Annotated in this window: 14 protein-coding genes; 7 read left to right on the forward strand and 7 right to left on the reverse strand. The window is 62.1% G+C overall.

All coding sequences use genetic code 11. From position 1 onward, the window contains the following. Positions 1-7 precede the first annotated feature (7 nt). The 5 genes from atpA to P9L99_05600 all read left to right on the forward strand — a co-directional run bounded on the left by atpA (position 8) and on the right by P9L99_05600 (position 5,499). On the forward strand, positions 8-1,528 hold the full coding sequence (atpA, locus tag P9L99_05580; GenBank protein ID MDP8222812.1) for a F0F1 ATP synthase subunit alpha: 1,521 nt from the start codon (positions 8-10) through the stop codon (positions 1,526-1,528). A 9-nt stretch (positions 1,529-1,537) separates the two neighbouring features. Beyond that, positions 1,538-2,416 (forward strand): ATP synthase F1 subunit gamma, encoded by an 879-nt coding sequence (gene atpG, locus P9L99_05585; protein MDP8222813.1) that lies wholly within the window; start codon positions 1,538-1,540, stop codon positions 2,414-2,416. 15 nt (positions 2,417-2,431) lie between these two features. Beyond that, positions 2,432-3,841: a F0F1 ATP synthase subunit beta gene (atpD, locus tag P9L99_05590; GenBank protein ID MDP8222814.1), complete on the forward strand. Its 1,410-nt coding sequence runs from the start codon at positions 2,432-2,434 to the stop codon at positions 3,839-3,841. Positions 3,842-3,851: 10 nt separating this feature from the next. Beyond that, positions 3,852-4,262 (forward strand): F0F1 ATP synthase subunit epsilon, encoded by a 411-nt coding sequence (locus tag P9L99_05595; GenBank protein MDP8222815.1) that lies wholly within the window; start codon positions 3,852-3,854, stop codon positions 4,260-4,262. Positions 4,263-4,395: 133 nt separating this feature from the next. Next, positions 4,396-5,499 carry an SGNH/GDSL hydrolase family protein gene (locus tag P9L99_05600; protein ID MDP8222816.1) on the forward strand — a complete coding sequence of 368 codons (1,104 nt, stop codon included), beginning with the start codon at positions 4,396-4,398 and terminating at the stop codon, positions 5,497-5,499. 145 nt (positions 5,500-5,644) lie between these two features. Here P9L99_05600 and P9L99_05605 read toward each other — a convergent pair whose 3' ends face one another. Then, positions 5,645-8,029: a VIT domain-containing protein gene (locus P9L99_05605; protein MDP8222817.1), complete on the reverse strand. Its 2,385-nt coding sequence runs from the start codon at positions 8,027-8,029 to the stop codon at positions 5,645-5,647. Between the two features lie 202 nt (positions 8,030-8,231). Here P9L99_05605 and P9L99_05610 point away from each other — a divergent pair, with 202 nt between their 5' ends. Continuing rightward, positions 8,232-9,725 carry a rhomboid family intramembrane serine protease gene (locus P9L99_05610; protein MDP8222818.1) on the forward strand — a complete coding sequence of 498 codons (1,494 nt, stop codon included), beginning with the start codon at positions 8,232-8,234 and terminating at the stop codon, positions 9,723-9,725. Positions 9,726-9,869: 144 nt separating this feature from the next. Next, positions 9,870-11,495 carry a hypothetical protein gene (locus P9L99_05615; GenBank protein ID MDP8222819.1) on the forward strand — a complete coding sequence of 542 codons (1,626 nt, stop codon included), beginning with the start codon at positions 9,870-9,872 and terminating at the stop codon, positions 11,493-11,495. 50 nt (positions 11,496-11,545) lie between these two features. Here P9L99_05615 and smpB read toward each other — a convergent pair whose 3' ends face one another. Genes smpB through P9L99_05645 form a run of 6 tightly spaced genes read right to left on the reverse strand, consistent with a single transcriptional unit; the run spans position 11,546 to position 19,494 of the window. Continuing rightward, positions 11,546-11,998 carry an SsrA-binding protein SmpB gene (gene smpB / locus P9L99_05620; GenBank protein ID MDP8222820.1) on the reverse strand — a complete coding sequence of 151 codons (453 nt, stop codon included), beginning with the start codon at positions 11,996-11,998 and terminating at the stop codon, positions 11,546-11,548. A gap of 41 nt (positions 11,999-12,039) precedes the next feature. After that, positions 12,040-13,623 (reverse strand): glycosyltransferase family 39 protein, encoded by a 1,584-nt coding sequence (locus P9L99_05625; GenBank protein ID MDP8222821.1) that lies wholly within the window; start codon positions 13,621-13,623, stop codon positions 12,040-12,042. 32 nt (positions 13,624-13,655) lie between these two features. Further along, positions 13,656-15,218 carry a glycosyltransferase family 39 protein gene (locus P9L99_05630; GenBank protein ID MDP8222822.1) on the reverse strand — a complete coding sequence of 521 codons (1,563 nt, stop codon included), beginning with the start codon at positions 15,216-15,218 and terminating at the stop codon, positions 13,656-13,658. 39 nt (positions 15,219-15,257) lie between these two features. Further along, on the reverse strand, positions 15,258-16,670 hold the full coding sequence (locus P9L99_05635; GenBank protein MDP8222823.1) for a radical SAM protein: 1,413 nt from the start codon (positions 16,668-16,670) through the stop codon (positions 15,258-15,260). Between the two features lie 2 nt (positions 16,671-16,672). Continuing rightward, positions 16,673-17,143 carry a hypothetical protein gene (locus P9L99_05640; GenBank protein ID MDP8222824.1) on the reverse strand — a complete coding sequence of 157 codons (471 nt, stop codon included), beginning with the start codon at positions 17,141-17,143 and terminating at the stop codon, positions 16,673-16,675. Then, complete coding sequence (locus P9L99_05645; GenBank protein ID MDP8222825.1) at positions 17,140-19,494, reverse strand: heparinase II/III family protein; 2,355 nt, start codon at positions 19,492-19,494, stop codon at positions 17,140-17,142. The genes P9L99_05640 and P9L99_05645 overlap by 4 nt, the downstream gene beginning before the upstream one ends. Between the last annotated feature and the right edge of the window lie 147 nt (positions 19,495-19,641).

Below are 19,641 nucleotides of genomic sequence, written 5' to 3' on the forward strand. Positions count from 1 at the left end.
TTGGCTAATGGAAATCAGAGCCGAGGAGATCAAACAGATCATCGCGAAGCAGATCGCCGATTACGGCAAAGAAGTAGACGTCGCTGAAACCGGCGTTGTGCTCTCGGTGGGTGACGGTATCGCACACGTGCATGGTCTGGAAAACGTGATGGCCGGCGAGTTGTTGGAATTCCCAGGTGAGGTCATGGGTATGGCGCTCAACCTGGAAGAAGACAACGTCGGCGCGGTCGTGTTGGGCGAAGACATCCACATCCGCGAGGGTGACACGGTCAAACGAACGGGCAAGATCGTGCAGGTACCCGTCGGCAAAGGCGTGCTGGGCCGCGTCGTTAACGCGCTGGGCCAGCCCATCGACGGCAAAGGGCCGATCGAATCCGACGAGTCCCACCCCATCGAAATCAAGGCGCCCGGTATCGTTTACCGGCAGCCGGTGCACGAGCCGTTGCAGACGGGCATCAAGGCTATTGACTCGATGATCCCGATCGGCCGAGGGCAGCGCGAGTTGATCATCGGCGACCGGCAAACCGGCAAGACCGCGATTGCCATCGATACGATCATCAATCAGAAGAACACCGACGTGCACTGCATCTACGTGGCCACCGGCCAGAAGATGTCGACGATCGCGCAGGTGGTCGACAAGCTGGAAAAGTTCGGCGCCATGGAATACACGACGATCGTCGCGGCCACGGCTTCGGACCCCGCGCCGATGCAGTTCATCAGCCCCTACACGGGCTGCACGATGGGCGAATACTTCCGCGATAACGGTATGCACGCGGTAATTTTCTACGACGACCTGTCCAAACACGCCGCCGCCTACCGCCAGCTTTCCCTGTTGCTGCGCCGTCCGCCGGGCCGCGAAGCGTACCCCGGCGACGTCTTTTATCTGCACAGCCGCCTGCTGGAGCGCGCCGCGAAAATGAGCGACGACAAGGGTGGCGGCAGTCTCACGGCGTTGCCGATCATCGAAACCCAGGCCGGCGACATTTCGGCTTACATTCCCACGAACGTCATCTCCATTACCGACGGGCAGATCTTCCTGGAAACCGATCTGTTCTACTCCGGCATTCGCCCGGCGGTGAACGCCGGCCTGTCGGTGTCCCGTGTCGGCGGCAACGCGCAGATCAAGGCGATGAAGCAGGTGGCCGGTTCGTTGCGTCTGGACTTGGCGCAGTATCGCGAGTTGGCGGCCTTCGCTCAGTTCGGTTCGGACCTGGACAAGACGACGCAGGCGCAACTGGCGCGCGGCGATCGCATGATGGAAATTCTCAAGCAGGCGCAGTACGAGCCACAACCGGTCGAGAGGCAGATCGCGTTGATTTACGCCGGGATCAAGGGCCTGCTCGACGGCATCGATATCGGGAAGATGGGCGAGTGGGAAGCCGGTTTCTACCGCTTCCTGGAAGAGCGTCACGCGACGCTGCTGAGCGAGATTCGCGACGAGAAGAAAATCTCTGACGAGCTCGGCGAGAAACTGAACGCGGCGATTGCCGAATTCAGTGAAGTGTTCACGGCCGGTTCGGAAACTTAAGGACGCGACATGGCGACGCTAAAAGACATTAAAAAGCGCATCAGCAGCATCAAGAGCACGCACAAAATCACCAAGGCCATGAAAATGGTGGCCGCGGCGAGATTGCGCGGCGCCGAAGAGCGGATGCGCGCCGGTCGCCCCTACGCCGCGATGCTGGATTCGCTGATCGGCAATCTGTACCGGCGTACGGAGGCGGAGGGCTTCCCGCTGCTGGACGGCAAGGACGAAGTCCACACGGTGCAGATGCTGGTATTGACCTCCGACCGCGGTTTGTGCGGCGGTTTCAACAGCAATATCCTGCGCCGCGCGCTGGCGACCAAAGCGAAGTTCGAGGCAGAGGGCAAGGTCGTTCAAGTGAGTTTCATCGGCCGCAAAGCCTTGGGTTTTTTCCGGCACCGCAGCATCGAAACGACTCGCGAGTACCTCAATATTTTGGGCGATCACAACTTTTCGCTGGCCAAGCAACTCGGCGATGAGTTGATTTCCGATTTCACAGAGGATCGGTGCGACGAAGTGTACCTCGTGTCCAACGAGTTCGTTTCCGTGCTGAGCCAAAATGTTGTGAACCGCCGTTTGGTGCCGGTCGTGTTGCGCGGCCTGGAGCATCCGGACGGCATGGAGTCGGTGGTCGATTACCGCTTCGAGCCCAACAAGGAGCTATTGTTGGCCGACCTGCTGCCGCTGCAGGTTCACTATCAGCTTTATCACGCATTTCTGGAGAGTTACGCGGCGGAAATGGGCGCCCGCATGAGCGCGATGGAATCGGCCACGACCAACGCCGAGGAAATGATCGACAAGCTCACGTTGCAGTACAACCGGGCTCGTCAGGCCGCGATTACGACGGAATTGACGGAAATTATCAACGGCGCAAACGCTATTTCGCAGTAAGGGAGACAGTAGCAAATGAGTAACGGACAGGCGACAGGCAGAATCTCGCAGATTATTGGTGCGGTCGTCGACGTCAAGTTCGAAGCCGATTTGCCGCCGATTTACACGGCTCTCAAGGTCTCGAACCCGACGATTAACGACCAAGAGTGGAACCTCGTACTGGAAGTGGCGCAACACCTGGGTGAAGGCCGCTTGCGCACGATCGCGATGGATTCCACTGAAGGCTTGGTCCGGAATCAGCCCGTGCTCGATACCGGCGGGCCGATTGCCGTCCCGGTCGGCGAGGCCACCCTCGGCCGCATCCTGAACGTCATCGGTGAACCGGTGGACGAAGCCGGCCCCGTGGTGACTGATACCCGTTATCCGATTCACCGCCCGGCCCCGAGCTACATCGATCAGGATACCGAAACCTCCGCGCTGGAAACCGGCATCAAGGTCGTTGACCTGCTGGCTCCGTACGCCCGCGGCGGCAAGATCGGCCTGTTCGGCGGCGCCGGCGTCGGCAAAACGGTGCTGATCATGGAGCTGATCAACAACATCGCCACCCACCACGGCGGCAAGTCCGTGTTCGGCGGCGTCGGCGAGCGGACCCGCGAGGGTAACGACCTCTGGCGCGAAATGAAGGAGTCCGGGGTTATCGACAAAACCTCGCTCATCTATGGCCAGATGAACGAGCCGCCGGGCGCCCGTGCCCGCGTCGCGCTGACCGCGTTGACCGTCGCCGAATACTTCCGTGACGAGTTGGGTCAGGACGTGTTGCTGTTTATCGACAACATCTTCCGTTTCACCCAGGCCGGTTCCGAGGTCTCCGCGCTGCTGGGCCGCATTCCCAGTGCCGTCGGTTACCAGCCGACTCTGGGCACCGAGATGGGCGAGTTGCAGGAGCGCATCACTTCGACCAAGAAGGGTTCGATCACGTCGGTGCAGGCGATTTACGTCCCCGCCGATGACTTGACCGACCCCGCCCCGGCCACCACGTTCGCGCACTTGGACGCCACCACGGTTTTGTCGCGGCAGATCGCCGAGCTGGGCATCTACCCGGCCGTCGACCCCTTGGATTCCACCAGCCGCATCCTCGATCCGCAAATTGTCGGCGAGGAACATTACGCCATCGCGCGCGAGGTGCAGCGCGTCCTGCAGAAATACAACGACCTGCAGGACATCATTGCGATTCTCGGGATGGACGAGCTTTCCGAAGAAGACAAACTCGCTGTCGGCCGGGCCCGCAAAATTCAGCGTTTCCTCTCGCAACCCTTCTTCGTGGCCGCCGAGTTCACCGGCCGCGAGGGCAAATACGTGAAACTGTCGGATACGATCATCGGTTTCAAGAAGATTCTCGACGGCGAGATGGACGATATTCCGGAACAAGCGTTCTACATGCGCGGCACTATCGAAGAAGTCTTCGAGGCAGCGGACAAGCTGTAGGGAGCACGCAATGGCCGATACTCTCATCGTCAAAGTAGTTACGCCGGCTCAGAAGCTGTACGACGGCGAAGCCGGCAGCATCGTCGCGCCCGGCAAGCAAGGCGAGTTCGGCATCCTGCCGGGTCACGACCCGTGGTTGGTCGCCCTGGGCATGGGGCCGCTGCACATTCAAAACGCCAAAGGCGAGTCGTGGGCGTTCTTCCTCAACGGCGGTTATTGCCGAATCGACGATAACCATGTGGAAGTTCTGGCTGAAACCTGCGAGTCCGCCGACAAGATCGACATGGAGCGCGCCGCAGCCGCGAAAGGCCGCGCCGAAGAGCGGATCAAGGCGTCGGCGAAAGATGAAGACGTCGACATGATGCGCGCCGAAGCTGCCTTGCGGCGGGCGCTGTACCGCTTGGAGGTCGCCGGTAAGTAGTTTTTCGTTTCCCTTATGCGATCGACCCGGGGCCCAGCGTCCCGGGTTTTTTATTGGCTGCGTCGTGGGACGGCGCTTTGGCCAACGGGGTTCGCTCGGGTTATGATCGACCCCAACCCCGACAGGAGGAGCTTTGTCCGCCCCATCCACGATGTCGTCCAAACGTGCCAAGCTGCGCCGTCGTCGTTGGCTGCGCCGCATCCTGTTTTTCGCGTTGGGCCTGGCCCTGGGCATCGAAGTGTTCGGTTACGTGTTGCGGCACACGACGCTCAGCGTGTTCGATTTCTTCAAGCTCGAATGGCCCCGGCGCGCTTACACGCAGCACGATTCATTGAAGATCCTCGCGCTGGGCGATTCGTTCACGTACGGCATCACCAGCGGCCGTGAGTCGGAATTTCTGATTGGTTATCCGGAAATTCTCGGGAATCTACTGCATTCGGAGACGGCGACTGTCGAAGTCATCAACCTGGCCTACCCGGCCGCCGACTCCGGCCGGATGCGGGAACGCCTGCAGAAATTTCTAAAAACACCCGCGTCGTATCCCGATGTCGTGCTCATTGCGACGGGCATCAACAACATCGGCTTCGCCAAGTTCGTGGAATGCCAACGCGCCTACGGCGACCGGCCGCCGAGCCTGTCCACCCGGGCGGCGGGCTATCTTTACCGGCACTCGGTGATGTTTCGCATTCTGGCCCTGACGAGTGGTTCGCTACTGCGAATCCGCCTACCCGGCGTCAGCGTCGACGAGTACGTGTATCCCGACTCGGACGGTGTGATTCATTGGGTGCACCCGCCCGCGAAACGCTGGACCAAGGAATGCTTGGCGGACGACGTGCGGTCGATCGTCGCGCAAACCACCAAAACCGGTGCCGTGCCTGTGTTCGTGACGTATCATCAGGAATCCTTCGCCACCGAGAGCGCTCGCGAATTCGCGGTGGCGACCGGCGCGCCCTTGGTTGACGTGGCCGAAGCGGCGCAGCAGATCGATCCGGATTTGCTGGCACGTTATCGGGCTTCGGGTTCGTGGCATCCGAATTTTTGCGGCTACGTGGCGGTCGCCGCGCTGATAGCGCCCGTGGTAGAGGCGCTGCCCGCCGCGCAGGAAAAGGGTTTCCGCATGCGGACCTATGACGAGGTTCGTCCTTTCCTCTACGACGAATTGGCGAAGGATAAAAAAACGGACCGCCCGTGTCCGGCGGTAGTGGGATTGTTTCCGACCACCGCCGCCCTTCCCTAACGCCTCGCGCGACTTACTCGAGGAATCGCTTGCGGGTCGCCGCCGCATTGCCTGCAGGAAATGGCCTCCATGCGCGACATTCCAGCAAAGCGGGCACGAAAAAACCCGGGCCGCGGGGCCCGGGTCGTAATCGGCGGATCGGAGTTTAGAAGCGCACGAAGAAAACCAACGTCGCTTCGTTACCCGGCGCTTTGAAGGACGGCTTTTTGAGCGCGGCGACAATTTTCGCTTTGAGCTTGGCGTCGCCGGTGGTGTCTTTGAGCACCTCGACCTTAGCCACCTTGCCGCTTGCGCTGAGCGTCAGGCGAATCATCATCATCTTGCCGTCGGGCAGTGACATGCCTTTGACGGCCTGGCCGAGCGACCGAGCGACGTCGGTTTGCAGCTTGCGCCGGTACGGGCTTTCGTCGCTGATGCCCAGGAAGGCAACCGGATCCAGGCGCAGGGCGTACGCCGCATTCGGTTCGGCCACTTCGTCGGTCGTGATGATGCCGAGCGCTCCGCCGCGGTGGGGCGACGGCTTGGACGGCGGCGGCGGCGGGGCCATGGTGCGGACGACCGAGGGCCGGTACATGCGCTTGTTTCTGGACTGCAGGGCGCTTTTTTCTTCCGCCTCGCCGAACACGCCTTCGTAGGAGACGCCCTCGGGCATTTCGACCGGCACCTGCACGGTCTGCAATTTGCCGTCAACGTTGCGCACCTTTTCCTCGACGGCCACGAAAGACGTGAACTGCGTCATGAGGTTGTACTTGAGGCCCAGTTGGGTGATCTCGTCTTCCAGCGGCTTGAGTTCGTCGCGTCCGACTTCGAGACGCTGCATCAGTTTTTCGACACGCATGCGCGCCCAGAGGCTTGCCAGTTGTTCCGAGCCGCTTTTCTTGCCGGGCAAGCGGAGGCGTTGTTCGAACTCGGCGGTTCCGTTACCCTGTTTGCCGCCGATGGTCACCGTCGCCCCGCCCGGCTTTGTGAAGCGGCCGAAGATCGCCAGCGGTTGACCCGCATAGAGGTCCGGCATGCGCTCGGGGTAGAGATCGGTGACTTCGAGGCCGTTCCAGTCAACTTCGATGTCGCGCAGCACCGGCGTGTCGAGACGCTGGTGGAATTTTTCGACGACTTCCTGCGTGGCTTCATCTTGGCGCACGAACTGCGCGAAGCCGCGGCCCTCTTCGGCCATGCGGGCGATGAGGTAGAGGTTGGTCGAGCCGCCCACGCCGAACATGAACAGGCGGGCGTCGCCGAGGTTGTCGTTGATCTCGGTGAGAATTTCGGTTTCGTTGCCGATGTAGCCGTCGGTCGTCATCACGACGATGCGCAGGCGCTTGGGATCTTCCGGCCAATTGAGGGCCGTCTGGATAACCGGCAGCATGCGCGTGCCGCCGGTAGCCCGGATTTGGTCGACGAACTTGCGCGCCTCGCGGATATTGGCGGCCGTGGCCGGCACGGGCCCCGAGGCCATCGAGGTGACGATGTCGTTGAAGTCGAAGACCTGGAAGGTGTCGTCGACACGCAGGCCCTTGAGCGCGCGCCGGACCAGTTCCTTGGATTTGGTGAGCGGATCGCCCTGCTGGCTGCCGGAGGAATCGACGACGAAGAGGATTTCGCGGGGGATGATTTCCTTTTTGCTGTAATCGGCTTTCGGTGCGAGCATCAATAGGAAGTAGCCGCTGTCGCCCTCGCTGAATACGACCGAGCCGAAGGACGGCGCCTTGCCGATGACCTTGTAGCGCAGAATGAAATCCTTGTTGGGGATCGTGTCGCGCTCGTCGAGTTTGACAGTGGCGGTGCGGCTGGAGCCGCGCTCCATCTTGATCCAATGGGAGGGGCTTTTCGGGTCGTCGAACTTGACGCCGCCGTCGATGCGCAGTGTCAGGTCGATGTCGTGGCCGGAGCGTTCGCCGGGCTTGATCACCGGCGGGGTGATGCGCGAGGCGTCGGGTACGCGGTCGGTATCCGGGGCCCAACCGCCGCCCTGCTTGCCGACGATTTTTTCGCCGGGAATGTAGCGCGGTCCCACGACCATCGGGAACACGAACTCGTATTGACCGCTTTCGTATTTGAGCACGTCAAAGTAGGTGATTTGGATTTCGATGTTGTCGCCCGGCATGATGTTGGCGATCGATTGCGTGAAGATGTTGGGTCGCTCCTGCTCCAGTAGCGAAGTCGTTTTGCCCGCCTTTTTCGCCTGTTCGTAGATTTTCCGGGCTTCTTCGCGCGGTTTGATGACGCCCTTAATAACGCGGTCGCCGATTTTCATGGTCATGGAATCGACCGCCGCGCGATGCGGCAGCGGAAACACATACACCGCTTCGATGGGGTTTTTAAATGGATTGACGAAGGTTTGCGTCACCGTGACCCGTGCGACGAAACCCGCGACGTCGGCGTCGACCGAGGTATGCGCGAGCGGCACTTCGAGGTCTTTCACCTCTTTGTTGACGACCTTCAGCGTGCCGGTACCGATTTCTTCGGCCTGCGCCGCGGGCGCCAGCGCGAAACACAACGCCAGAATAAGAAGCAAAACAGTCGTTCGCATGATTTGTCCCCTTGATGGTTGTCCATTTGCTCATACCACGGGCGGCACTTGGACAAAAGATGCGCGCGCGGCACTTAGCTTTCGACCCTGCGACGCGTGCTTTGTTCCCCCTGTTTGACGGTCGCCGCGCCGACCGGTACGTTTCCGAAAACTCGTTGGGGCTGTCGTTTGCGGTTCACGGCGCTGCCTCGGAGCGGGATGCATGATCCTTATTTTCCCGATCGGTCACGACCACTTCCGCATGCGCCGGCGCCCTTACGCCACGTACGCGCTCATCGCGCTCAATATCATCATTTATTTTCTGACCAGCTCGGCCCGGAGCGATGCCAACACCGCATGGCAGGAAAATCACAACGACCAGGCGACTTTTCATTGCCGGGTGTTCTTGGCGCTAAAGGGTGAGGAGTTCGGCTACGACCACGCTTCGGCGCGTGATCAGGATGAAGACGCCCCGTATTTCTTTTGCTATGAAAACCATGACGCCGTGGAAGCCACCTGGGTGCTTTTTGAGACAAACGGGCTGACGAGCACCATGCACCCTTTGTATCAGGAATATCTGCGTAAAAAGGTGGTTTGGAACCAGGCACGAACCAACAGCCTTATGGGGCGATTCGCCCTGACGCCGGCGGAATTTCACCCCTTCAAGGCGATATCCGCGCTTTTTTTGCACGCCGATATCTGGCACCTGTTCGGCAATATGCTCTTTCTATTCTTGGCCGGCGCGATTTTGGAGGAAACCTTCGGCGCTTTTCTTTATCTGTTGCTGTATTTGTTGTCCGGTTTCATCGCCAACACGTTTTTCGCACTGCTTTTCACTTCCTCGACGGTGCCGCTGTTGGGCGCCTCTGGGGCGATTTCGGGCTTGTTGGGCGCGTTTTTGGTGCGTTTTGCCAAGGTACGCATCCGCTTTTGGTATTTTTTCTGGTTGTTCTTCTTTTTTATGCGTAAAGGCACGTTTTCACTGCCGGCGTTCATCGTTTTGCCGTTGCTCTTTCTCCAGGATCTGTTGTACGGCGTCCTGACGCTCGAAGGAGGCGCCGGGGTGGCGTATTTCGCCCATGTCGGCGGATTCATTGTCGGCGTGGCTTTCGGCTTGTTTTTGAAACGCTACGAAATATACGCGCCGACCTTGGTCGAAGAGGAAAAAGAAGCTGCGGGACCCGTCGCGGCTGGGCCGATGGCGCGGGTCGCGGTGACCGAGCGCCGGTATCGCCGCAAGATGGAAGCCCCCGCGGCGAATGACTATTTCGGCCGTTTCTTGCTCGTGCAGGCGCTGATGACCGAAGGTGAGGCCGACCGAGCCGCGCAAGAGGCCGACGCGCTGGCCGAGGCGTTGGTTGACACGGATCAAACCGAATTGCTTTCCGACCTGGCGCGCATTTTCGACGAGCCGCAAAGCGTGCCGGTCATGTCCGACCGCGCTTACGTGCAAGCGGCGATCATTCTCGAGCAACGCGCCATGCCGCAGGTCGCTTTGACGATGTATGAGGAACTCGCGCACCACTACCCGGTGTCGCCCCATGCGGCGCGGGCGCTGTTTCGAGCCGCCCGCTTGCTGGCCACGCAACTGGCCAATCCGGCTGGTGCGCACCTGAAATTGGTCGAATTGCTTGAGAAAGTCCCGCATCATCCGACACGGCGGGAGGCGCAACGTGTGATGAACGAATTTCGCGCCACGAAACGGCTGGCGTTTTGACGGCCCGCAGCGCCGAAAAGCCCCGCCAACTTGACACTTTCCGCGGCTGCGTGCTAGTGTCCCGGATTCGCTTGTGATGGAATTTCCTTTTGTTCACAACGCTTTGTTACATACGCGCCGATTCGATCGGCGCTGGAGGCTAGGATGAGAAAGGCCCTGATATGGTTGGCGATCGCCGGATTGTTACTCACGGCGTTACCCACCTTGACGGTGGCGGAAGACGAGCGGTTATCGGCCGTTGGGTTTAATATTCACGGCTTCTACCGCGTGCGTTACGACAACTTTTTCGCGTTGTCATGGGCCTCATCGGAACGCGGCGACGACTCCGACCACTGGAGCTGGATCGACCAGCGCATGATCTTGCAGCCGACACTGATTGTGGCCGACCCCATCCAGATTTACATGGAACTGGATCTGCTGGGCAACGTGATGTACGGCAACAACGAACTGGATACGCAGCCGGTTGTGGTCACGCAGCGCAAGCCCAACGATTTGGAAACCATCGACACGGTGACGTACGACGAGTTGCGCATCCGCACGTCGGACATCTTCAACGATTCGATGAGCAACACCGGCCTCGACGGCGCGGAAGTGGACCCGATCAACATTCGCCAGTTGTTTATGCGCGTCGCGCTGCCCTTCGGTTCGTTGCGTATCGGCCGCCAAGGCGTGAACTGGGGCATGGGCCTGTTCATGAATTCGGGCACGCCGTACCTGCGGTACATGGAACCGCTGGGCAGCATCAACGATCGCAACGCCGGCTTCGACAGCGACGGCGGCGACGTGTACGATCGCGTGCTGTTCATGACGAAGGTCGCGGGCTTCTATATGCCCAGCCTTTCCTACGATCGCCTGGCCGAGTACAACTTCAAAACCGGCGATTACGATATCCACTGCATGACCTTCGCCAACCAATTCCGCAACATTACGTTTTCCGACTCCGGCACCTTCGACTCCGGGTTTTTCATCCAGTCGCGCAGCCAGCACGCCACCGCCGCCAGCATTTGGTTCTATGACGTGTGGTTCCGCCTCGGTTACGCGGGCTTTACGTGGGAACTGGAAGGCCTGGGCCTGCAGGGCAAAGCGAAATTCATCGACCGCGCCGCGGTGCGCGACCTGGAAGAGGACGGTCTGCCAACCGGCGAGCGGGCGGGCACGATCAACATGGACGCGTATATCGGCGCCGGACGTTTCAAGTATGATTCCGGCCGGTGGGCCGTCGGCGCGGAAGCCGGTTTCTCCTCCCCGGCCGATTCGGATCCCGACAACGAGTTCAATCCGGTTGGTGCAGCAGCCATCGAACAAGCCCGCCAACAGGCGGCGACCGACCCGCAAAACGCTTCGAAGACGATCGATTTCGTCAACGCGGTCGTCAGCAACCAAGCGGCCTTCGGTCGTTCCATCAACACCTTCGCTTTCGACCCGAACTACAACGTGGACCTGATCATGTGGGATCGCCTGATGGGCGGGTCGTTCGAAAACGGTGCGTATTTCAAAGTGAACGGCTACATTCGGCCGTTGGACGGGATGCACATCGGGCTGGACGTCATCAACAGCTACATCAACGAAGCCGGGCTGGATAAAAACGGCACCTCGGCCTCACACGATCTGGGCTGGGAAGTCGACGTCAACTTCGCCCAGACCATGTACAAGCACTTCACGGCCGATCTCGAATTCGGCTACATGATTCCGGGGATGTGGTTCCGCGACAATTACCGCGATGTGAGCAACGTGTACACGCTGCAGTTGCGGACGATCGTCGACTTCTAGTCGCCGTCGCCGAGCTAACATAGGAGGGAGCCGCGCGGGCGCTTGGACGCTTAGCGTTTCATGGCGCGATGAGTCTCGCGGTCGGCTTCGCGTCGCTTGATGTCTTCGCGCTTGTCGTATTTTCGCTTGCCGCGCCCGAGGGCGATTTCCACTTTGGCTTTGCCGTCTTTGAAGTACATCCGCAACGGAATGCAGGTCAGCCCGCGCTCGGCGATTTTGCTATGCAGCTTGGCGATTTCGCGGCGATGCAGCAGCAGCTTGCGCCGTCGCGTGGGTTCGTGGTTGGCGCGGTTGCCGTGGGAATAGGGGCTGATATGCACGTCCACCAGCCACGCCTCGCCGTCGATAATTTCGACGAAGCCGTCGGTGAGGTTACAGCGGCCCTCGCGCAGGGATTTGACTTCCGTGCCTTGCAGCGCAACTCCAGCCTCGAATCGATCCATCAATTCGTAGTTGAACCGCGCTTTGCGATTGCTCGCTATGAGTTTTTCGCCTTGACCCATTGCCTTACTCCAAGGCGCCGATAGGTAGCACGTCGGGCCGGTCAGGGCAAACGAAACACCCGCAAATGCTCGCCCGGCGCTTTGGGATCGAGCGCGTAGTTTTCCGTCACGTAGCGTTCAAGTTCGTCGAAGGCGTGATCCCAAACGTCGTCGCCGGCGCGGGGCAGCACGACAAACGCCGGGCGGGCGCGCTGGAGGTCTTGCAAGAGCCGCCGGCGATGTAGGCGAACCCGGTCGTCGACTGCGGCGTGCCAGCCGCCATGCTTGTAGGGCAGGTTCGCGGCGACATCGAAATACATGTAGTGCTTGGTCGGCGCGCGGCGCTGGGCCCAAAAGTAGATTTGCGGGTGATAGGGCCACACGTAAATCGTCTCGTCCGGATCGCTCATGTTGCGCAGGTAGGTGCCCAGCGGTTGAAAAATGAACTTATCGTCGAAGCGCTCGGCGAGGTTGACGTCGTCCCGAGAATAGGCGCGCAGCATCTCGAAATTCACCGCACCCGCGCCGCGCGCGTGATCGCGGATCGTATCGTACGCTTGGGCCATTTCCACCCGCGTCGTAAAACCGAGCGCGAGCAGCGCCAACGCGTAGACGCCCCACCGCCACGCGCGATCCGCCAGGCGTCGCTCGATCAAGCCGATGCCGCCGCCCGCCGCTAAGGCCAACGGTGCGGTGAGGATGATCAGGTAGTGTTTGAAAAAGCGCGAGCCCGCAAACACCGCCACCACCGCCACCGCCAAAAACAACAGATAGCGACCATATGCCGCGCCCTGGCGACCGCTTCGCGGCCACAAGAACAACCCGGCGACAACGGCCGTCCAGATCGGCCACGCGCCCGCTAGGTGCTCCATGGCCCGCCGACCGGCCCGGCGCAACGCTTCCTCGTCCAAGCCCGCGCCCAGATAGCCGCCGAGACGGCCCGGGTGCAAATCGGCGAACATGGTCGCCAAGCCGCCCGCAGACGCCCACCACAAAACAATCAGTGCGAGTGGCGCCAACCCGCCCAGCGCGAACAGACCGACGTTCCTCGCCCGCGCCTTGGCGTCGCCGTGGGGCAACGTGGCGATCCACGGCAGCGCCGCGAGACTGAACAGCGCCGCCTGTTGTTTCATCAGGAAGGCCGCGCCGAGCAAGGCGCCGCTGAGCACGAAGCGCCAGTGCGCGGCACGGTCGTCGCCCGCCGGTAACGCCGCAAAGGCGAAAGCGGCAAAGAGCATCATCCAGGTGTCGTAGTTGGGGCAGCCGGCCGCGGCGGCGGTGTCGACGGCCAGCGCGGCATAGAAGAGCCCGGTGCAGGCCGCGGCGATGGGTCCGCCGGTGCGGTAGGCCAGCCGCGCCAGCAGCAGCAACGCCAGCAAGTGAAGCAGTGTCGCGGTGAAGTAAACGGGTTGCAGACGGTGACCGAACAGCGCGAAGTCGGCCGCAAAAATCAGGTACGCTCCGGGCGGCTTGGTCTCGACGCAGTTTTCGTAAATCGTGCCGCCGCGCAGCAGATCGTCCGCGCCGTAGGAAATCCCGGCCAGGTCGGGGTCGCAAAAGGCCTCGGTCATGCCGGGCACGCGTCCGAAAAGCAGCAGCAACACGGCCGGGGCCAGCAGCAGCAAAAGCGTGACGCGTTGTTTCATGGCCTTATCATTCGAGACCGGCACCCGCGTCGTCAAGGCTTACGATAGACGAGCAGGTTGTCGCCGGGGGCCTGCGGGTCGATCGCATACCAGCGCGTCACCCAGGCGGCGAGTTGTTCGAAAGGCTTATCCCACGCTTGCGGCGCGCGGGGAAAGATCACGAACCGGGGCGGATCACCGGCCAGGTCGGCCAGCAAATCGCGCCGGTTTTTCTCAATGAAGGGGTCCACGACCACGTGCCACGGGCCGCGGCTGGTGGGCAGGCCGACGGCGAGGTCGAAGTAACAGTAGTACTTGGTCGGCGCGCGGCGTTGCGCCCAGAAATAGATTTGCGGCGCATAGGGCCACACGTAAATGGGTTCGTCGGGCCGCGTGTTTTCCCGCACGTAATGGCCGAGGCGTTGGTGCTCGCGGTCGGTGCGGCGATTTTCGAGATCCAGGTCCCGCGACACGAACGCCGCCAGCGCGGGGGAGTCGATGTCGTGACCGGCCACGACCAACGCCGCTTCGCGCAGTTCCATCCGCACGCCGAAAAGCGTCGCCGCCAATCCCAACGCCGCCGCCACGATCCAAACCCTTCGCGGCAGCAAGCGCGCCGTCAGCGCCGCGCCGAAACCGCCGGCCACGGCCAGCGGCGCGGCGAGAATAATGAAGTAGTGGCTGAAAAAGCGCGTTCCGGCCGCCACCGCCAAGCCCGCCGCGGCAAGGAAGATCAGTAAACGGGCCATCGTGCGGCGCTCGTCGTGTCCGCGTCGCCAGGCCACCACGCCGCCCGCGACGGCCAGGTACGCGGGCCACGCGGCCTGCAAGTGCGTCGCCCCGCGCCGCAGCGCCCACGAGACTATGTCGCCCAGCGGCGCCGCGCCCAGGTAACTGCCCAGCCGACCGGGCCGCAAATCGTGGATCATTAGTGCCAGCCCGCCCTTTGCCCACCAAGCCAGCGCGGTGACGACCAGCGGTGCGAGGCCGCCTAATGCCAGCCAGGCGAACTGCCGCGCCAGGCGGCGTCGGTCTGTGGGTCGTTCGAGGGCAAGCCAAGCCCCTGCGGCGAGCACAAACGCAGCGGCTTGCTGTTTCATCAGCCACGCCGTGCCGAGCAAGAGGCCGACGACCGCCGCGTGCCATGCCCGCGCTCGATCGCGCGCCGCCAGCAGTAGCGCCAACGCCCCGGCGAGCGGGAAGGTCATCCAGGTTTCGTGGTTCGGGCAGTTGCCCGACGCGCCGACCGTCAGCGCCAACGCGGCGTAAAACCAAGCCGTGCCGACGCCCGCGACGGGGCCCGCCGCACGCCACGCGACCAGTGCGAGCAACAGCAACGTCAACAGGTGCAGCGCGGTGGCCAGCAAGTAAACCGGTCGCACGGACCGACCGAAAAGCTTGAACGCTGCCGCGAACACGAGGTAGGTGCCGGGCGGTTTGGTCTCGACGCAGTTTTCGTAAATCACCCCGCCGGCCAGGAGATCATCGGCGGCGTAGGCCATTTGCGCGACGTCGGGATCGCAGAAATCGTTGGAATGCGAGGGGGCGCGGCCGAACAGCAGAATCACCGCCGCCAAGCCGACCAACAACGCGCTCATGATTCGGGAATGGTTCACGAACCGATCATTGCGGGACGGCGGCGGCGTGTCAAGTTTTCACTTCCGACCAACAAAAAGCGCCAGCAAGCGGCGGAACACGTCGCGCACCACAGCCGGCGACCACACGTCGCGCACCAGCGCCGCCAAACGCCAGGGGCGGGAAAAATAAAAGGAGAGCGTCGCCCAAATTTGCCGGCGTTTGAGACCGGCGAGGGAAACATCGACCAACGGTACGCTGGGTCGGTCGAAGCGAAATTTTTCCCACGGGACCGCCGGCAGCTTGCCGGTTTCGCGCAAAATGTCGGTGATGGGCGCGCCGGGCAGCGGCGTAAAGAGAAAAAACTGCGCGTGGTGCGCGCCGCTTCGGCGGGCGAAACGAATCGAGGCCCGCAGATCGGCGCGGGTTTCGGTCGGGTAACCGAGAATGAAGTAAGTGTTGACGCGCATTTTGGTCGTGCGCCGGATGAGCGCGATCGCCTCGCGCATAGTGTCGAGATCGACGCCCTTCTGCATATGTTCGAGCACGCGCGGGCTACCGGATTCGACCGCCACCGAGCAGGCGTAGCAGCCGGATCGTTCCATCAGGCGCAGCAGGTCGGCCGACAGGCTGTCGAGCCGCAAGCCGGTGGCGAGGCAATCCCAGCGCACGCCGGGTAAGTCGCGATCGATCAGCGCGTGGCAGAAGCCTTCGACGTGACGTTGGTTGAGGCTGAAGTTGTCGTCGGTGATCGCGAAGGTCGTCACGCCGTAACGCTCGCGCAACATGGCCATTTCGTCGACGACTTTCTCCCCGCTGCGAAAGCGCATCCGCCGGCCGGTAATCAGGCGCCCGGCGCAGTAGGAGCAGTCGAAGGGACAACCGCGCGAAGTCAGGATCGACAGGTGCGGCTGCTTGCGAATGGGCGTCGGCCGCGCCAGGTAACCGGCGACGGGCACGGCGTCCCACGCGGGTTGATCCAGCGCGTCCAAGTCGTCGAGAAACGCCGGCGCGTTGACAACGGCCTTCTCGTCCCGCCGCCACACGAGGCCCGGCACTTGCGCGAGGTCCTCGTCACGGCCGCCCGCTTCGAGGGCGCGCACAAGTTTCGGCAGACCGATCTCGCCCTCGCCCGTCCAGCCGAAATCCGCTTCCGGCACATCGCGCCACAATTGCCCGGCCACACCGGACGGATGCGGGCCGCCCACGACGGTTACGGCGCGCGGATTGATTTTCTTGATGTTGGCAATCGCCCGACGGGCGTGCGCGATGCCCAGCGAAAACAGCTTGATGCCGACCAGCACGGGCTCGTCGCCGGTTACCAGGTCAAGCGCGTAGCCGCGCTCCGGTTTCGTTTCGAGGTGCCCGTCACGCACGGCAACCGGAATCTCGGCCTGCCGCAGGGCTTTGGCCAGATACAGCAAACCCAGGTCAACAACAACGGGAAATTCTTTGGGACCGAAAACCGGTGGCCGGAATAGAACGACACGCATGGTCAAGCGAGCTGCTTTTTCGCAGTGTGCACGGTCCACGCACCGCCGATGACGCCGAGGACCACGCCGAGCAAGGCGAGTGCGACGCCGACTTGCAGGCTGAGCTGCAAATCCGCAGCGGTCGCGCCTTCGATCCAACCGAGGCGGACGCCATGTTTGCCGTACACACGCAGCAGCATCCGCGCGATAAACACGCCGGACACCATGGAAAACAGCAGCGTGCCGGCGCCGGCGTAGATCAACGAGCGCGTCTTGCCGGTCAGCGAGACGACCAAGCCGACCGAGCCCACGGTAATCATCAACACGGCGCAGACAGCCACGAGGTTCCAGGCTGTATCGTGTTGCGCCAAATCGTAGGCGGTAAACACGCGCGCGTCGGGCGTCATCACCGACACCGTGCCCCACGGCAGGAAAAACGCGCTCAGCAAGAGCAGACCGCCCAGCGGAGCCAACACGGCGCGCAGAAGCGTCATTCCGCGACTCCGACCGGCGCGAAGCCGACTTGCAGGTGGCTGCCTTCGGGCGGGCGCATGACGAGTAACTCGCCCACGCGGCGGACGCGCGCGAGGCCGTCGCCCTTCATCACCGTCACGGGCAGATGCCGCGTGACCAGTTGCCCGTCGGGGTTGGCGAAGTCGAAAGTCCAGTCGTCGCCGTCCCATTCGACCCATACGCGGTCGGTGCCGATAAAGCCCCAAATGCGCCCGCCGTCCACGCGGAAAACTCCCTCGCCGTCCAGGTAGGCGTAGCCCGATGAGCCGTCGGCGGCGGCGTCGAAGATCATGGTTCGCGCGCTGGTGGTCACGGCGACCGAACCGGTATCCAACGCGCTGAAATCGCGCAGCGCCCGCTCGGGCTGGGCGATCACGAATTGCGTATTGTCGCCCTCAATCCGCGCGGCGATCACGTCAGTGTCACGAATCCAGGTCACGGCGCGCGGCGTCTCGCCGGTGTCATAAGGCACGGCCACGCTGATGAAACGCCCGCTTTCGCTTTGTGCGACGGCCGCGGTGTGCAGGCTTTCGTGTTCGATCTGCTGCGCCCACATGAAGCTGTGGATGTTGATTAGCGTGCTCGCCGTCGTGTCGCCGAGTGAACTGCCGACGTGCACGTCGACCGCCGCGTCGCCGGGCGCCCAGGTGGCTCCGTCGGCATTCTGCGCAAAGGGGAAGCCGGAGTCGCCGCCCGCCTGGCCGTGCCACCACATGCCGTAGGTGTGCGGCACGCTGCTTTGCAGATCGTCGATGACGATGAGGTAGTCATCTTCGGCGAAGAAGAGGCTGCGACGTACAAAAGTATCTTCCCACTCGCTGGTGCCGGTGACGAAGGGTGCAGCCACGTCGGTCATGGAGTCAACGAGGTAGCCGTCGATGCCCGGGTTCCAGGAAATCAGATCGGGGAAATTGGGCGGGCCATGGCCGTCGACGGTGGGCACGTTGTGATGCTCGCTGGCGCGCACGAGTTGGTGCTCTTCCCAGCGGACGTAGCCTGGGTCCAGCAACAAATATTCACCGCGGGCGAAAAACAGCAGCGACAGATTGTCCGAGTGTTCGTGGCCGCCGCCGGCGACGCGCGACATGCCTTTTTCGGCTACAAACATCGCCCATGAATCATCCTGCTCCCACCCGGAACGAAACACCGCGAAGCCGTCTGCGTCGTTGATGAAATGCGGGCCGAAATCATCTCCCGGCGCCGCGGCCGCGACGCTGTCGTCGTAAAGCGCCACAGACTCCACCGCGACGTCGCTGCAATGCACCGTGAACATGGGCTCGCGGTGGTTGTTGATCCATTCCCAGGCGATGAGCGGTTCGTTCAGCCGTGAAGCGACCAGGCCGCCGGGGTAGCCTTCGGGGTTGGCGTCGTCGACGGGCGGCGGGCTGCCGTCGGGCATGCGGGCTTTGACGAGCCAGAGGCTCGTGGCGTACTGCTTCGGGTGATCCATGGGATTGATGATCTCGAAATCGTTCCATGGGCAATTGGGGCCGATGATGCACAAGCCGCGTTTTTGCAGCGTGTCGTCCGCGCCGACCAACAAGTCGTAGCTGGCCCATACCGGCAGGTGGTTCACCGCCGCGTAATTCGAATAGTAAAGCCCCTCGGCGATGACGCCCTCATCGGTCGTTTGGATATTGAAGATGATGTCGTAGGCCTTTGACATGCCGTAGTTGAACCACTTGTTGGCGTGTTCGTGGTCGTTGAAAGTCATACCTGCGGCGGCGAACGCGGCGGCCACCTTGCTGCCGTGGTTGTTGGTATGAATATCGGCCGCGGCGGCCAACAGATCGATGTAGCGATGGTACCAATCCTCAAACAGCGCTTCGAGATTGGCCTTGATCGCCGCCACGCGCGTCGGATCGACCATCCCCGTACCGGCCAGAATGTCGTAGGCGTAGCAGTAGCCGGTCATGGCCTCGGCGATGTGGATGTCGCTGTCGACAAACACGAGGGGATTCGAGCCGAAATCGGTGGCGATCGCCTCCAATGCCTGTGCGGCGCGTTCGGCCATGGCGGTGTCCTGATCGACCCAGGCGACGAAGGCGGCGGATTTGGCGATGTTGGCCAAGCTGTATTCGCGGCTGGCGTTGTAAGGGTCGGGAGGCGTGGGGGTGAAGCCGCCGTTGGCCCGGCCGCGCACTCGCCCCATGACGGTGATGTAGGGCTCTCGGTCCAGGCGGGCTTGAATGGCCGCCAAATCGGAGTCGGTGAACAGGAGCCGCGGGTGGTAGTCGATTTCCGAGTGCCACGGTCCGGTGGGTTCCGGATTCGCCCACGCGAAAGGGGCCGAAACAAGAAGGATCAATATCAAGGCAACTGAAGTGCGCATGGTTTTTATCCCGTCGCTTTTCGTTTTCAACACGGCGTCGCAACGCTATTTTGTACGTTAACCCAAAACCCCCACGACGGAAAGTGATTCGCCTCGCCCGGCAAGCGGGAAACTCGCGACGAGCGCGGTCATGCCGCGGGGGGCAGC

The sequence above is a fragment of the Candidatus Lernaella stagnicola genome (assembly GCA_030765525.1).
GTDB lineage: Bacteria > Lernaellota > Lernaellaia > Lernaellales > Lernaellaceae > Lernaella > Lernaella stagnicola.

Excerpts from the sequence above, each read along its gene's own strand:
- P9L99_05640 (MDP8222824.1), bottom strand. The coding sequence starts at position 17,143 with ATGACGCTTCTGCGCGCCGTGTTGGCTCCGCTGGGCGGTCTGCTCTTG.
- P9L99_05615 (MDP8222819.1), top strand. The coding sequence starts at position 9,870 with ATGAGAAAGGCCCTGATATGGTTGGCGATCGCCGGATTGTTACTCACG.
- P9L99_05610 (MDP8222818.1), top strand. The coding sequence starts at position 8,232 with ATGATCCTTATTTTCCCGATCGGTCACGACCACTTCCGCATGCGCCGG.
- atpA (MDP8222812.1), top strand. The coding sequence starts at position 8 with ATGGAAATCAGAGCCGAGGAGATCAAACAGATCATCGCGAAGCAGATC.
- atpG (MDP8222813.1), top strand. The coding sequence starts at position 1,538 with ATGGCGACGCTAAAAGACATTAAAAAGCGCATCAGCAGCATCAAGAGC.
- P9L99_05635 (MDP8222823.1), bottom strand. The coding sequence starts at position 16,670 with ATGCGTGTCGTTCTATTCCGGCCACCGGTTTTCGGTCCCAAAGAATTT.
- atpD (MDP8222814.1), top strand. The coding sequence starts at position 2,432 with ATGAGTAACGGACAGGCGACAGGCAGAATCTCGCAGATTATTGGTGCG.
- P9L99_05595 (MDP8222815.1), top strand. The coding sequence starts at position 3,852 with ATGGCCGATACTCTCATCGTCAAAGTAGTTACGCCGGCTCAGAAGCTG.
- P9L99_05625 (MDP8222821.1), bottom strand. The coding sequence starts at position 13,623 with ATGAAACAACGCGTCACGCTTTTGCTGCTGCTGGCCCCGGCCGTGTTG.
- P9L99_05605 (MDP8222817.1), bottom strand. The coding sequence starts at position 8,029 with ATGCGAACGACTGTTTTGCTTCTTATTCTGGCGTTGTGTTTCGCGCTG.
- P9L99_05645 (MDP8222825.1), bottom strand. The coding sequence starts at position 19,494 with ATGCGCACTTCAGTTGCCTTGATATTGATCCTTCTTGTTTCGGCCCCT.
- smpB (MDP8222820.1), bottom strand. The coding sequence starts at position 11,998 with ATGGGTCAAGGCGAAAAACTCATAGCGAGCAATCGCAAAGCGCGGTTC.